This is a genomic window from Albibacterium profundi (genome assembly GCF_042159835.1).
GTDB classification, from domain to species: Bacteria; Bacteroidota; Bacteroidia; order Sphingobacteriales; family Sphingobacteriaceae; genus Albibacterium; species Albibacterium profundi.
In genome coordinates, this window is the sequence record NZ_JBBVGT010000001.1 from 88,299 (window position 1) to 104,381 (window position 16,083).

A 16,083-nucleotide genomic window follows, 5' to 3' on the forward strand; every position below is an offset into this window, starting at 1 on the left:
GGCTAATCCGAAAGTTAAGCCTTTATAGGTTTTCCGTGATGATATTATTCCCTCGGATAACCTGGATTTTGATCAAGCTTTGGATTTCTCTGTAACTCGTCAATAGAAATAGGCCATAATAGATCTGAATCTTTGAATACGGCTCCGGCACCATTCTGTGCACCAATAAGCGGCGTATAAGTCACCTGCCCTTCTACTGATTCTGAAATAACAGGGAACATACCGGTACGCACGCAGTCGTCCCACATCTTGAACTCTAACGGTAGCTCACGCAAGCGCTCGGTCCATACTTCTTCTACAAAGTCTTGTTTGGAGAGTAAGAGTAGTTCTACGGTGTATTGCGCTACGGTCTTGCCATGCATATCGGCTCTGGCTTTGATCTCGGCCAGGTAGCCGGCAGCTTCGGGAGTTACGCCTTCGGATTCGGCGATGGCTTCGGCGGCGATCAATAGTGCCTCTGCATAGCGATAGATGTTCCAGTCTTTGGTTCCTCTACCGGTGTTCAGAACGGCGTCTTCGTCATAGAAATACCAGATACCGGCTACATCAGAAGACCACTCTTCACCATTATTAGGATTGGTGTATTCCCAGTGGAAGAACTGGTTGGGCTGGATACGCAGGTCGTCATCTTCATAGACGTTCAGGAAGCGGTTAGTAGGACCGTATACACGCTCAAAAATGGAATAAGTTCCAAAGATGGCGGTAGCGGCTGAGCTGAAGGCATAGGTAGGCCATGCGCCGCTTGAGCTGATGGTTCCATCAAATTCATAGGAATAGATGGTCTCAGCGAGGTTGTCCGTTGTACGCAATTTGTTGAATGCGCTTCCCATTTCCAGGTTGTCATTTTCAGCAAGTTTGTGCGGTGAATTGGTGACAATCCGTGCGGCGGTGGCTGCTTCGGCAAATTTGCTCTGCTGCAAGTACACATTGGCCAAGGTCATGGCGGCAACGTACTTGGTAATGCGGTAACCGTTGCTGGTGAACATGCTTGCAGGTAGTACGTCGACTGCTGCATTGAGATCTTCTTCAATCAGGGCGTAGACTGCGGCTGGCGTAGACTGCTCCATTTCGAGGTTTTCTAAGGTCTCGTAAGGTTCTACAGGCATCGGGATGTTACCGAAAGTTTTCACCAAATAGAAGTAGTTGAATGCGCGGAAGAACTTGGCTTCGGCAATCAACTTGGATTTGGTGTTTTCATCCATCTCGATATTGGGTATGTGCTTGATAGCACCATTAGCAATATTGATAACGCGGTAGGAATCGTTCCAGCTGCTGTTTACATAGTTCGATACCGTACGGATGTTCTGCTGACGGGTTAAGAGCCGCGCGTACATGGTGGCTAGCTCCTGCCCTTCGTAAGAGTTTGAAAAGTATCCGGTAAGGAAGGTATTGGTACCGGCCGTTGGGCCATGGTAGGCTGAAGGAGTACTTCCGTAACGCACGGGCGCGCCCATACGGTACATGGAGTTGACGTTCTCCTGTGCCTGTGCTGCGGTCTCATAATAGGCCGCAGAGGTTACAGCGGACTTGGGGTTTTCTTCCAAAAAGTCCTGGCATGCTGTGGTGCTTAATAAGCCTGCAAACAGGCATGCATATATGATATGTTTCTTTTTCATAATGTTGTCTCCTTTTTAATTATAAGCTTAGGTTAACACCGAGCGAGAAGGTTTTGGCTCTTGGATAGGCGAAGAAAATCATGTTCTGTCCGAACTTGTTGCTGTCGCCCAATGAGGTACCTTCTGGGTCATATCCATTGAAGTCTTTGGAGTGGAATAAGAATGGGTTGTTGGCACTGGCGTAAACGCGGAATGCTGAGAAACCCATGCGCTCTAACAGACCCGACGGGAAGGTGTAGCCCAATTGGATCACATTGACACGAAGGAAGGAACCGTCAACAATCCATGAAGAATCGACATTGGTATCCTGACCTGCGTGGCCACTGTTGGTTAAAACAACGGCTTGCTGATTGGTATTCGGGTTGGTGCCATCATAAGCGCCATACAAAATTTCTTTCAACCCGTTGGTAATACCGAAGCGGTCGTACGTAGAGTGATAGAACTGTTGCATGGTCTCAACGCCGTAAACAAACTGGAGGTCAACTAGCAAGTCGAAATCTTTGTAGGTGAAGTTGTTGATGAAACTTCCTGACCAGTCTGGTGTACCTTTTCCAAGGATCTCTTGGGTAGAGCTACGCTTCGGACGACCGATTTGGTTTTCGTCTATTTCACCTGCTTCGAAGTCTTCGATGGTGTAAACGCCATCGCGTTTGTAACCGTAGAAGCTATTGAGGTTCTCCCCTACACGGATGATACTGTTTGGTCCACCAACCCAGCCGTTAAGCAAAAGGTCTTCGTTGTTAGCACCAAGCTTAAGAACTTCGTTTTTGTTGTAGTTCATGTTCAGGGTGGCATTCCAGTTGAAGTCCATGGTTTGTACCGGTGTAGCGGTTAACATGATGTCAAATCCTTGATTACGTACGGAACCGATGTTACGCATAACAGATGAAAATCCGGTTGCGTTCGGTAGCGGCGCATCTAAAAGGAGATCCGTCGTGGTCCGGTTGTAGTAGGAAACATCAAAATTCAAGCGGTTTTGGAATAAACCTAATTCAACACCCACATCATAGGTATTGGTTTTTTCCCACTGAAGGTCATCATTCGGCATACTGCTGATATAAGAGTATGGTACGCGCGAGCCGTCCATCAACAGGGTTCCAGAGCTTACATTGGCCAGGGAACGATACGGGCTGATCTCTGAGTTACCAGTCATACCGTAACTGGTATGGAGTTTCAGATTGCTGATAGCGTCGTTGTCTGCCATGAAGTCTTCGTTGGAAACATTCCAAGCAAGACCTACGGATGGGAAGAATGCATATTTATTGTTCGACCCGAATTTGGATGAACCGTCATAACGACCGGTAACCGTAGCGGAGTACTTATTATTATAGGTATAAGCGGCTCTTAAGAAGTAAGAGTTCATCGCCCAGCGGTCGTAATTAGATGACGGTGAGGATGGTGTGCTTCCTACGCCCATATTATACCACTCGAAGAAGTCGTTCGTAAAGCCTTCAGTAAAGGAACCGCTGAAGTTATAGGTACGCTCCTGCCAAGAAAGTCCGGCCATGGCATTGATCCGGTGTTTATCGATTTCCTTGTTATAGGTCAGGTAGGTTTCTTCTTGCCAGTAGAAGGTTTCTGAATTTTGGATAGCTGCCCAGCCGTTTGGCATGGATAGGTTGTTCAGGATGATCGACGAATAGCCTTTGTAATCGCGCTCATGCTTGTCGACACCAAACTGGGTTTTGAGGTCTAATCCTTCAGCTAAATGGAAGGTCAGAGCCGCATTACCAAAGATTTGGGTGTTGTAGCGCATTCTTTTTTGCTTATCTAAAATGGCTACGGGGTTGGACATCCCTTCGAAACCTAATACCTGTGATACGGTAGATGAGGCTGAAGAGGTGTAACTGCCGTCTGGCTCATAGATAGGATACCAAGGGATCATTTCAATCATGGTACGACGGGCATCCTGACCACCACCGTCTTCTGGTGTATAGCGTCCCCAGGTATGGTTAACTGTTAGGTTAACTGCCGTAGATAGCCAATCTTTTGGTTTGGAATCATAAGCCAGCTTTCCGTTAACACGCTTGTTATAGGTATTGTTAACGATACCCTGCTGGTCGGTGTAGTTTAAGAAAGCACCTACCGACGACTCCTGGTCACCTTGCTGAATGCTCAGCTGGTGGTTTTGAGAGATGGCATTGCGGGTAGCTTCTTCTTGCCAATTGGTATTGTACAATGGGTTCCCCTGCTCATCAAAGTAGTTGGGATCATTGAACCAGTCGGTTTTGTCGAGCGACCAGTCTTTGCCATGCCATCTGTTTTCATTTTCCAGACCGGTCATAAAGGCTGTGATCCATTCGTTAGCATCCAATACTTCCATAAAGCTTTGTGGAGAACTGGTGCTGACAGAACCTTGGTAGCTTACGTTTTTGCTTCCATCTTTGGTTCCTCTTTTGGTAGTTACCAAGATCACACCGTTGGCACCGCGAGCACCGTAAATAGCTGCGGATGAGGCGTCTTTTAATACCTCGATACGCTCAATGTTGTTCGGGTTTAAGAGGTGAAAATCTTCCATTACCACTCCGTCTACCACGTAAAGCGGATTGGACGAGGAGTTGATGGTCGCCGTACCACGGATAACTACGCGGTTGGCGTAAGCGCCTGGCTGACTGGAGTTGGAGTAGATGTTTACACCGGCAGCTTTACCGCGAAGGTTGTCTAAGGGGCTGAAGTTCTGCGCCTTGATCATGTCTTCGCCTTTGGCAATGGAAATGGAACCGGTAACGTCCGACTTCCGCATGGTACCGTAACCTACGACTACCACTTCTTCTAGCGACTCTTGGTCGATTTCCAGGTCAAAGTTGACCGTTCCTGTGGCGGTAACTTCTTTCTCTTGGGTGGTGTAGCCAATGGAGCGGGCTACGATCACCTGACCTACATTGGCCTGGATGATATAAGCACCGTTTTCATCGGTCTGGGTAGCGGCGTCGCCGTTCTTGACTTCAATGGTGATTCCGGGTAGGGTTTCACCACTACTGGCGTCTTTAACGACACCACTTACGTTTTGCTGTGAAAACGCATCTTGACTGTAAAAAACAGCCAACAAGGAGAGCAGCACTAAGTACAGCTTCCTTTTCATTCGATTGCTTGTGTTGAAGTTTAACATAATTTAATTGGGTTTTTTTTATTTAGGTGGATATTCGGTAAAATTAGGTATTCTGATTCGGGTATGCAAAGGTTTGCTATAATGATTTAGCGAAATTTTAAAGGACATTATTCAATAAGGTTCTTTGAATTTTAACGTGCCCAATCCTCCAACATGACAATGGCATCATACAAGACGCCAGCGGATCCTCTAAAGGAACCAGAACCGCTGGGTTTATTGTCCTTGGTGTAGTATTCATAGAATCCATCATTCTCGATGACGCGAGCTAGCATGGGCTGAATTTGTTCGTATGCTTGCTGATAGAATCCATTTTTAATCATCTCCTTGATGGTACGCCCACCGAACCAGGTCCAGTCGCCCCCATTCTGATAGTTGTAAGGCGACATGACTTTGTTCTGGAAGCTGCCCGCAGGATAGGTTGGGTAAAGGGTTAAGCCGACCGACGGGGCGCCGGACTCTTGAACGTTTTGGATCATTTTATCGAATGAAGCTTTTGCTTGCTCTTTGGTAAGTAGATTTGCTTTGATAGCGATGGTGGTTCCTCCGTGGTAGTAAACTTCATTCTCATTAAAGGATTCGGGGAAGGGTGATCCATCTAGATAGATATGGGGAATGAATTTCTGTTTCTCCTTGTCCCATAGGTGCTTCATGGTGTTCTTGGCGATCTTCTTTCTGGTTTTTTGCCATTTGCGTGCATCTGATGGTTCTAGTTCCAGATAATTATCGATCGCCACCAAGAACATGGCATTGTCGTAGATGTCAATAGCCAGATGGGAATTTTCGTCGAGTTCCACTCCCCAGGGATGCTCGGGCTGCACATCGCCCCAGTCGGCTGTGGTTGCCCCCCAGAGTAGGCCGTATTTTTTGTTATAACGGTGTTCCATCAGGAAATCCATTGCCATGCTCATGCGTTTTTGAACACTGACGCCAGCAATCTCTTCGTTCAGGAAGTCGCGATCGCCACTGGCTTCTACGTATTGATAGACGGCTTGGATTAACGATGACTCTTGATCGGTTTCAACGGTATTTTTATGACCGGCATAGTTGGGTTCCAAGTCTGTGTAAATATACTTATAACCCACTTTCGATGCTTTTGCTTTTGCTATAGGGATAAAGCCATCGACGATATTCCCATCCTCCCCTTGCAAGCGAAAGAAAACTCGCAGGTTTTCTTTAGTGACTTCGGGATCGTGAACTTGGGTAGCCACGGTGATGAAGGTATTATAGTCGCGGATCCATACCTCGCCATAGCCATCGCCTGCTGTAAAACCGCTCTTGACGAGGTCGATCGCTTTTTCTTTGACGGTCGACAGGCGCTGATCGGATTTGATTTTAGCTTTGAGATCGGCTTCGCTAAGGGTAGCTCCGGCTGCTGTACCGGCACCTGCAGCTTGTTTAGCCGCAGCGTCTCCTAGTCCCCAGTTCTTATTCGGCTCTGGTCCCATTTCAAGAACCAAGCTTCCTCCGGCTAGGAGTTCGGATGCTGGAAATTTAAAATCGTTTAAAGGCTTGCCATTCAAAATGGCGCTCTGTACATACACATTGGTTTTGCTGGTATTTTTGGCTTCGATGGTGAACGATTGGCCGCGACCATAACGTTCGCCAAGATCAATGGTCACTTTTTCGAAGAGCGGACTTCCGATTTCATATACGGGCTCAACACTGGTTCCGCCGTTCATTTGGAAGAGGCCGATAGCATTCATCAGGTACCAGGCGCTCATTTGGCCTTGGTCTTCATCGCCCAAATAGGCATTGGAAACTCCTGAGCCATAGTAGCGTTCGCCAATAGAACGGCTCCACTTCTGGGTAAGCCAAGGCTTCCCTACCCAGTTGAACAGATAGGCGAAGTGCATGGACTGTTGGTTGCCTTGTACAACGGGGTAGTCCCAGTACTGATCGTTTGGCCCATTGTAACGCCATTTGTTGCTTTCTTCAAAACCCCAGCTAAGGCGATTGATAAAGGTGTCGCGACCGATCAGGTCGGCCAGGCCATCAACATCTTGCGGCACGAAGAAGGTAAGCTGCCAGGCGTTTCCTTCCACATAGTGCTTGTTGGCGCCCGACTTGAACGGATCGAAATCGGCTTGCCAATTGCCTTCGGAGTCTTTCATCCGGGCATAGCCTATTTCAGGATCGATGGCATTTCTCCACCACTGTCCGCGATCGTTAAAATATTGATAATCTTCGGTTTTACCGAGTGCTTTGGCGAACTGCCCTACCGTCCAATCGTCGAAGCTATACTCCATGCTATTGGAATAACGACCTTCATTGTAAGGTACATACTGATGCTTGAGGTAGGTTTCCAGATCACGGTTGCCTGCAAAACCACCGGCGACGTGGGTGGCTGGTGTGGTCTGCATTTTTTTAACGGCTTCATAAGCTTTTTCAATATCATAATCGCGTATGCCCATTTGGTAGGCTCCGACGATTAATGGTATCTCATGTTCGGCTACCATAACGGGCACATACTCCATGCCGGCAGGCCCTTTGGCAAGCCAGCCATTGGCATCGTACATAGCGAGTTGCGAACGTACCCAGCGACTGCTCCATTCGGGTGTTACGAGGTTCCAGAACTGATTGAGGTTCCAGAAGGTATTCCAAAAGGCATCGCAACCCAAGGCATAATCGTCTGCCGGATTGGCAAATTGACGGATCTGCTCGTCTGCCGAACGCCAACGACCGTCTACATCGCTAAAGGTATTGCGACTGGCTAAGGCGCGATACATATTGGTGTAGAATTTTTCTTTCTGTAGGTAATTGTTGCTGCTGATCTGAACGCGATTGAGCAGATCGTTCCATGTTGCACGATTTTCAGCCATAACGGCATCAAATGACCAACCATGTGGATCGCTGATTTCCGTGCGGAGGTTGAGCGCTGCGTTTTCCAAACTAACATAGGAGATGCCGGTGCGTACTTGAACGGTACGCGCTTTATTGAGGTCGAACTCGACATACATGCCGGCATTTTCGGCACTGTCAGCTTGAAGGTTTTGTTGGCGACTTACTTTGCCGTTGAGCCAAGAACCGTAGTTGACGATGGGCTGATCGAATTCCATCACGAAATGGACGATATAATCTTGGTTGACATCGCCCGACCAGACATGCGCCGAGAACTGTTCGCTGATGCCTTCAATGCGGGTATCGCTTACCTTAGTGATTTTGACGTTTTTGAGGTCATAGCCATATTCGGCAGGTATTTTGAGGTCAATCATGACGCGACCGGTATCACCTTCATGGTAGGTATAACGCTGAAAGCTGCTGCGATTGAGCGAAGTGAGTTCCGCTTGAATGTCATAGCGTTTCAGGTCAGCTTTGTAATAACCTAGGGGCGCCTCTTCGGTCGATTTGTCGATTTCCGAGCGATAGCCCCCTTTTTTGCCGCTCTGATCGCCAACGAAGGTAATCAGCTCGCCCCTTACAGGGAAGGTTCCTAAGCCGGCCATCGTCCATTCATGGATATGACTGAAGGTTCCGATAGACTCAAAAGTAGGGTCATAACCGGCCTGCCAACCGCCGTTCTGATTATCCGGGCTGAGTTTGACCATACTGAATGGCATCCAAGGACCGGGAGCGATCATCCAACGCGAGTGGGCGCTGCCGATCAGCGTATTGACATAGTCGGCCGGGCTAGCGGCTTTCTGTGCGTTGCGGGTTATGGTCCCGCTGGTATACTCTTTACCGTTAATTAGGATTTGGTACTTGCTTTCGGTTTTGCTGCTCACCGTTGGCATGGGTGCTTCAAGGATAGCGCGACCGGCTTCGAGTGTTTGCTTTAGGATTTCTTGGCCGTCTAGGCGTACGCTGATTTGCGCGCCCTCTTCAGCGTCAAGGACGTCGATCAACAGGGGCTGTGAGTTGGCTCCGCTTTGTGAGTTTGCAGTTGTCTCGTTCGTTTCAAAAGCGGCCGGCTCGACATTGCGGATCATGGCGTCGGCAGGCTTTTGAAGATTTACCTGTTGCGGCCCCTCTAGCTTGACCTGATCGAATGCGATCCATCCGCCATCAAGCGAGGTGATGACAATTTCGTTGTAACCTTCTTTGAAGAGGTCCTGATAACCGACGATGACGATTTCTTTCTGGTCGTCCGTAAAAGGCGGCAGCGGATTGGATTCTTCTGCGTTGTTTTGACCGGCTTTGCGGGCTTCGGCCGACGGTTCAAAGGGGAATTTAAAAGATTCGCCATTGACTAAGACCTTGACATCAGCGCCATTCGTCTTATCGACACCGAGGAGATCAAGTTTTAGTCGCCATCTGTTTTCTTTTGTCTTGGGTGCGCGATTCACTTCCCGCGCGCCTTCCAGCTCAAAAGCAAGGGTGATAAAGTGAGATCGGATGCCGGCCGTGCGACCGGTTCCACCCCAAGAGTTCTTAGGACCGGGCAGAACAAAGGGAAATTCGCTTTTGGAATCTGATTTCCCAATATGGAAATAACGGTCTTCATAACCAAAGTCGTGTCCCAGAAAGTCTTCATAGGACGCAGGATATAAGGTCATATCGTCTGCCTTTTGGTCATCCTCACCGATGGACCAGATGATCTTTTTAGATGAGTCGTCCGAGGCTTTTTTAGAGGTTTGCGCTGATAACGTGAGAGCGCTCAGCAGACAGAGTGTTAGGCTGAGGGAGAACGTTAGACTGTAACTGAACGTCCGACTGAGGATATGCTTGATCTTTTTCATCTTATTGAGTATAGGTTATATGGGTCGTTATTTTTAGGTTCTTAGTTATTTTGATTGTTATTCAATTTCGGTCGACTCTGGCGGTCGGTTCACGACACCCCATTCGGTATTGGGTTCTTCGCCCATGGTGAACGACAGCGTGCCCCCTTGCATGAGTTCGTCGCGATACATCCAACAGTTATCCAAGGAATTGCCGTTCCATGTAGCGGACTGGATATAAACGGCTTTCTCTGAATTATTAATGGTTTCAATGAGGAGTTGATTCCCGTTGCCGAGGCGGATATGAGCCTTATCAAATTGCGGGCTGCTGAATTGGATAACGGGTCGCATATCGGTTAAGCCTTTAACATCTAGGAGACCGAGCGCGGCCATGACATACCAAGAACCGAGTTGGCCCTGATCTTCATCCTGCCCGTATCCGTAGCCATGAATTCTTTCTACGCCATAGAACTCATCCAAAATAGCACGTGTCCATTTTTGTGTTAGGTACGGTTTGCCGGAAAAGTTGAACAACCAACTGATATGCAGACTAGGCTGGTTTCCATGATTGTAGACCGACTTGACGCCGGCAAAGGCATCGATTTCCTTACCGCCGCCAAAGGCAGTTTTCTGTGCGGTGTCAAAAATGGTATTGAGTCGCGTATTGAATTCCTTTTCGCCGATTTTGGCGATCAGTCCGACAGGGTCATGCGGCACATAAAAGCTGTACTGCAATGCATTTCCCTCTTGGAAGCCCCTCCAAGGCTGGTAGGGATCGAAATTGTCGATAAATTCACCGTCATGGTCTTTCGGCCGGATGAGTTTATCTTCCGGTTCGAAGAGATTCTCCCATCCTTTGGAGTAGCTCATCAATTCTTTATAATCCTCTTCTTTGCCCAAAGATTTTGCCATTTGTGCTACGGCATGGGTAGAAAAGCTGTATTCCAAGGTATGGGATGCGGAAAAATTAGAACCCGCCGAATTGCTTTCATTTTTATCGTGATAAGGTATATAGCCCTGTTCGATAAACGGTTTGAGGTCCATTTTGCCGGAACCGACAAAGCGGTCTTGCCAGTCGAGTTCATTGGCCTTGATGGCCTCATAAGCTAGGTCGACATCATAATCTCGTAAGCCGATCTGATAGCCGGCTGCAAGTGCGAGGCCGACAAAGTTGGTACCAACGCCTGAGACGTAGTGGCCATTGGCCATGCCATCCGCAAACCATCCCCTATGTTTATAGAATTCTAAATGGCTATGGATGTAATCGTTGTATTTTTCAGGATAGGATAAAGCCCACAATTGGGTGATGTTCCAAAAGGCTCCCCAAATGGCATCTGTATTCATAAAGTTGGCCGTTGGATTTCCTTGAGCGTCAAGTGGTAACTGGCCAGTTTTTCTGCCATATTGTGGATACTGCCCATTGACATCATTCGCAATGCCTCGTCCGAGGAGTGCGTGATAAAGGCCGGTATAGAACTTGGTTTTATTGGCGACGTTATCATCTTCGATGTAAAGCTTGCTTAGCTCCTCTTGCCACTTGGCTTGTGCTTGTTTTTTTGCCTGATCAAAAGACAGATCGCTCGCCTCCACTAAGAGGTTATTGCGAGCATTTTCAAGAGACGTATAGGATAAACCCACTTTCGCTTCGATGACTTCATCCTCAGCAGTTTGGTAATCCAGATAAAGTCCTGCGCCAAGTCCATCTATTTTATTTATGTTTTCCAAGACTCCGTCTGCGTGAAAAGCGCCTACACTGGAAGGGGCCTTGCTAAGTTCTCCATAGACATACATGGAGATTTCCCCTTCGGGATCAAAATGTGCGACGTATTTAGGATAGGTAGTGACCGAACCTTCGAAATGCGTTTCATCGACCATCCTAATATGGGCTTTTTTCACGTCACCACTCTCACCTTGTTCATTTCCGATATCGATGATGATTCTGGATGAATCACTTTGTGGGAAGGTGTAGCGATGGAAACCTACGCGCTTGGTTGCCGTGAGTTCTGCATTGATTCCATAATCGTCAAGATACACCTGATAATAACCGGGTTCCGCAGTTTCACGATCATGGCTAAAACGCGAACGGTATCCGTCATCCGGATGTTCCAGATCGCCAGGAATTGTCTTCAGCGCACCGGTAGTCGGCATCATGGTAAATCCGCCAATCTGCCACTCGTGGAAGTGGACAAAGCCTTCGATGGACTCGTGGCGAGGATCATAACCGACCGCCTCCCAGCCGGATGGATTTCCTTCATGAGCGTCGGTAGCTGGAGCCAATTTAGCCATCCCGTAAGGCATGGCCGCCGGTGTGTAAAAGAACCAGCGACTATGAGCTGTTCCAATGCTGGGGTCTACATATTGCAGAACATTCTCTTTTTGAAGGCTGTCCTTTTCCGTTCCGCAAGCGACTAGGGATGCGAGCAGAAAGATGAATAGATAGTATGAGGACAGCTTTTTCATGTTTTTCTATTTAGATGCTGAGTTTTCGTTACTCCAAAATTTCTCGATCTCTTCGAGGGATTTTCCTTTGGTTTCCGGCAGAAGTCGATATACCGTCATAAAGGCGACCACACAGAAGAATGCGAAGAACCAAAAGGTAAAGGCCGTGCCAATGGATCCCAGCATAACGGCTGTAATCTGTCCGACTGCCGCATCGGCAACCCACATAACCATGATACTGAGACCCAAGGCGCGGCCACGGATATGTGTAGGGAAGATTTCCGAAGCTACAACAAACTTCAGTGGACCTATGGAGAAAGCAAAGCTTGCGAGGAAGAAGGATACGGCGATCAAGATGAGGATGCCCGGTACATTGTCCAGATAAAAGAACACACCGGTGAGCAACAAACTGATAGCGGCACAGGCAGTACCGATTAGGTAAAGCGGTCGCCTTCCCAGTTGATCAACTTTCCAAATGGCGATAAAAGTGAAAAGCATATTGGCTACACCGAAGATGATCTGACTCTGGAAGGAATTACTTAAACTGATGCCCGCATCTGTGAGGATGGTTGGACCGTAATAGATAATGGCGTTGATTCCGCAAAACTGTGAAAAGAACGGCAGTAGCAATCCTAGTAGAAGCGGTCTACGCATAGAGGGTGCTAATAGGTCTTTATAGGATCCTTGTCTGCTTTCGCTCTGCTCACTGATACTGGCGATGCTTTGCTCTGCCTCCTCTTCACTGCTGATCTTTTCGAGGATACGGATCCCTTGCTCTCGTTTTCCGTTTTGGATAAGCCAACGCGGGCTTTCGGGAACAAAGAATAATCCGATTAAAAAAAGTAAAGCCGGCAGGGCGCCAACAAGGAACATGCCTCGCCATACTTCTTCACCAAAGAGGTAGCTAAAGGTATCATTGTGCAGGTTGATATTCTCTGCCGATAAAAGCAGTCCGTAGTTACTTAAGTAAGCAATAAGAATACCGACGGTAACGGCTAGCTGATAGTAGGTTACAAACCGTCCTCGTTTATGGGCCGGTGCAATTTCTGAGAGGTACAAAGGCACAATATTGGACGCTATACCAACACCGACACCGGCAAGGATTCTAGACCAGATAATATGTGCATAGGTATCAAGGAGCGCGCAACCCAAGGCGGATATAAAAAACAGGATAGCAGCAGCGACGAGCAGTTTTTTACGACCAAGGCGGTCACTTAAGGATCCGGAAAAGGCAACGCCGATGATACAACCCACCAAGGCTGATGATACCAACCAACCCTCTTGGGCAGGACTTAGGGCAAATTGATCTTGCATCAAAGGCAAGACGCCAGATATAACGGCCATATCAAAACCGAACAGGAGGCCGCCGAGCGCTGCAATGATGCAGATCATCATGATAAATAAACTAGATTGTTTCATCTGCTTTATTTTTAACAAAGGCTTTGATTACTTTAGCTGAAACCGATCCTTTATTGATGAGGCGATAACTTTTAGCACTTGCGGGAACAATAAAGGTTTCAGCATAATTAAATTGGGTTTTGGTACCGTCTTGAGTTTCCACTTCAATACGGGTACCGTCGACCAGCATCAGGATATGGACGCCGTCTTCTGTTTGCTGTTCGATTTCCGTATTAAACTCGAGCCGGTGTACATCATAATAATGTTCTGTGTGGGTCGGCAAATGAACCACCTGCCAGTCGCCCCCAACCTCAATCACTTCTGGCTTGGAGACCAACTCTTGGCTGACACGTTCCCCTTTTCGTTCAAAGTTAAGATTGTTAAATCCGTGCTCAATGTTGATCGGCCGCGATTTACCCTGACTGTCTTTTTGCAACCAATCGTACATTTTAAAGGTATAAATATAGGGTGTTGCACTGATTTCAAGTACGAGGTTATCGCTTCCCGAGCTATGGATCGTCTGGTTGGGTATCAAAAAGAAATCGTGTTTATTGGCATTAAAACTCTGCAGGAAGCGGTTCACATCAACTTCCTGGTCGTGTTCATGGCTATCTTCCAGTGTTTGCCTGAATTCCTCGGGATTGATATTGTCCTTGAAACCGAGGTAGACAATTGAATCTGCCTTGCTATCAAGGATGTAATAGGTTTCATCTTGTGTGAAGGTTTCGCCGAACTCTTTTTGTACATACGACAGCGAGGGGTGGCTCTGGATAGAAAGATTCCCTCCGCTGAAGGTATCCAGAAAGTTGAAGCGGATGGGAAAATAGGTTCCGAAAGTCGCTTCATGTCGCCCTAAAATAGCTTTTGACTCTTGGAACATCAGCGTATCAAAACTCACTTCCAGCAGATTGCCGTCGCTTTCAAATACCAATCCGTTTTCTGGCGCAATGATTTCAAAGGACCAGGCATAATTAGGTTCATCGCGACTAAGCTGCGGAAAGTGTTTTTTCATCCATTGACCGCCCCAAACACCGGGATCAAACCAAGGGCGAGGTCGAAATACGGAAGTTGATAGCTTTTTGATGCCTGCAAAGAGATCTTCGGCGAATAACCATGAGATGGTGTCGGTCCACTGTGAATCAGCAAAGATGGTGATCTCTTTGAGCAAAGATTCTTTATGCTGGTTACATACGCGCCAGTCGACAAAGTAAAAGCGCTTGTACATAGTCTGATCATCGCCCGTCGGTTCTCCACCAAAATTGCCAATGGAGCCTGCCCTCATGCGATATAGGAGTTCATTTTTAGGCAGATCTATATATACTAAGGGTATCTCTGTAGGACGATTCTTCGGAGACTGATCGACTTCGGAGATGGCAGCAAGTGCCGCACCCGTGCCAATAATGATATTGAGATCAGTATCTTGATCTAGTTGAATAGCTGTTAACGCTTCCGGTCGAAAGAAATCGCGCAGACTTAAATCAGCATTATACCCCCAAACCGAGCCTTCCTCACCCATGTAGGGCTGAACCAGCTGCTCAATCTCTTCTTGGCTATGCATGAAGTTTTCCATCATAACCCAGTTAACACGCAAACCTTTCCCTTCCAAAAGAGGCCCCAAGCGACCGATGATGTAATGCCAATCGACCCCCACATATCCGTCTATCTTGATCACTTTTTGTGATGCCATCCAGTCGGCTAGTGATGGATAGCCATTTGATATTTTGCCACCTCCGAGTGAATGAAAGGGGTATAGATTGTAGTCTTTTCCCGATTGAGTACGTTCGCAGACATGCGGAGGCATGATTTCTTGAGTTGTCTTTCTTGTGATTTCTTTAATTTCCATTAAACAATGTTAGAATGTATATACATATCGAAACAGTAAAAAAGTACGTTAGCTGATGTTTATACGTTATAAATACTTAATTTTGATTAGATTAATTTTAATTGACTATAGCAATAATAGCGAAATGATTTATTTAATCAAATATTTTCCTCAAATAATTCCTGAAAACAAATCATATGTACATACAATAGACTTTTTAGATTTTTTTATATTACTTTTGTAACATAACCGCGGTACAATGAAGCTAAGTATTGATCATTCTAGTCCTGTCCCCCTTCACTACCAAGTTGAAGAACTGTTAAGAAACCTGATAGATTCTCCAGATTTCAGCAAAGGTCAGTTATTGCCGAATGAAGTGGATCTAGCAAAGCAATTGGCGATATCACGCACGACGCTTAGGCAGGCTATCAACAAATTGGTTTATGAAGGTTTGCTTGTCAGGAAAAAAGGTGTGGGCACTTGGGTTGCCGAGAATAGACCGCTGAGCACCAAATCGAAGAACTGGCTTAGCTTTTCGCAAGAAATGGCGGCACGAGGGATCCCCATTCGGAATTTTGAACTGCATATCAGCTGGGTAAAACCAGATCCGGCGATCGCCGAGTTTTTCGAAATCAAGAAAGACAAGAAGGTATTGAAGCTGGTCCGACTCCGGGGCACGACCGACGGACCTTTCGTTTATTTTGAATCCTATTTTCATCCACGGGTAAACTTGACGGGCGAGGAAGACTTTAAAATGCCACTGTACGAGATGCTGGAGCAGTCGCATTCCATCGTTGCCTATAAGTCACAAGAGGAAATCGGCGCTATTCTAGCGGATGACTTTATTGCCGATAAGCTGGAAGTCGACCTCCACAGTGCGATCCTCTACAGAAAGCGCTTTGTCTTCGATCAGGCGGAGCGACCGATAGAATACAACCTAGGTTACTACAAAGCGGATAGTTTTACGTACACGGTAGAGAGCATCCGGGAGTAGTGATTCCAATTTTATCGTAACAATCGCGCCGATCCTTCGTCCAAGAATCG

The 16,083-nt window shown here is 47.1% G+C and carries 9 protein-coding genes; 2 read left to right on the forward strand and 7 right to left on the reverse strand.

Annotated features, from left to right (window positions below; translation table 11 throughout):
• Window positions 1-44: 44 nt before the first annotated feature.
• The 3 genes from WKR92_RS00455 to WKR92_RS00465 form a co-directional block, all read right to left on the reverse strand.
• Window positions 45-1,616: a RagB/SusD family nutrient uptake outer membrane protein gene (locus tag WKR92_RS00455; RefSeq protein WP_375555874.1), complete on the reverse strand. Its 1,572-nt coding sequence runs from the start codon at window positions 1,614-1,616 to the stop codon at window positions 45-47.
• Window positions 1,617-1,635: 19 nt separating this feature from the next.
• Window positions 1,636-4,698, reverse strand: a complete 3,063-nt coding sequence (locus WKR92_RS00460) for a SusC/RagA family TonB-linked outer membrane protein (protein WP_375555875.1) — start codon at window positions 4,696-4,698, stop codon at window positions 1,636-1,638.
• A gap of 158 nt (window positions 4,699-4,856) precedes the next feature.
• Window positions 4,857-8,456: a GH92 family glycosyl hydrolase gene (locus tag WKR92_RS00465; RefSeq protein WP_375556060.1), complete on the reverse strand. Its 3,600-nt coding sequence runs from the start codon at window positions 8,454-8,456 to the stop codon at window positions 4,857-4,859.
• Between WKR92_RS00465 and WKR92_RS00470 the strand changes: the two genes are divergently transcribed.
• Window positions 8,455-8,670, forward strand: a complete 216-nt coding sequence (locus tag WKR92_RS00470; RefSeq protein ID WP_375556064.1) for a hypothetical protein — start codon at window positions 8,455-8,457, stop codon at window positions 8,668-8,670. The genes WKR92_RS00465 and WKR92_RS00470 overlap by 2 nt on opposite strands.
• Before the next feature lie 334 nt (window positions 8,671-9,004).
• Here WKR92_RS00470 and WKR92_RS00475 read toward each other — a convergent pair whose 3' ends face one another.
• The 4 genes from WKR92_RS00475 to WKR92_RS00490 form a co-directional block, all read right to left on the reverse strand.
• Window positions 9,005-9,196: a hypothetical protein gene (locus tag WKR92_RS00475; RefSeq protein ID WP_375556065.1), complete on the reverse strand. Its 192-nt coding sequence runs from the start codon at window positions 9,194-9,196 to the stop codon at window positions 9,005-9,007.
• A gap of 262 nt (window positions 9,197-9,458) precedes the next feature.
• Complete coding sequence (locus WKR92_RS00480; RefSeq protein WP_375555876.1) at window positions 9,459-11,840, reverse strand: GH92 family glycosyl hydrolase; 2,382 nt, start codon at window positions 11,838-11,840, stop codon at window positions 9,459-9,461.
• A 6-nt stretch (window positions 11,841-11,846) separates the two neighbouring features.
• Entirely contained in the window at window positions 11,847-13,238 is a 1,392-nt protein-coding gene (locus WKR92_RS00485) for a sugar porter family MFS transporter (RefSeq protein WP_375555877.1), read from the reverse strand.
• Complete coding sequence (locus WKR92_RS00490) at window positions 13,225-15,060, reverse strand: class I mannose-6-phosphate isomerase (RefSeq protein WP_375555878.1); 1,836 nt, start codon at window positions 15,058-15,060, stop codon at window positions 13,225-13,227. The genes WKR92_RS00485 and WKR92_RS00490 overlap by 14 nt, the downstream gene beginning before the upstream one ends.
• A gap of 238 nt (window positions 15,061-15,298) precedes the next feature.
• Here WKR92_RS00490 and WKR92_RS00495 point away from each other — a divergent pair, with 238 nt between their 5' ends.
• The gene (locus tag WKR92_RS00495) at window positions 15,299-16,033 is read left to right on the forward strand and encodes a GntR family transcriptional regulator (RefSeq protein ID WP_375555879.1); all 735 of its coding nucleotides are present in this window, start codon (window positions 15,299-15,301) and stop codon (window positions 16,031-16,033) included.
• Window positions 16,034-16,083: the final 50 nt, after the last annotated feature.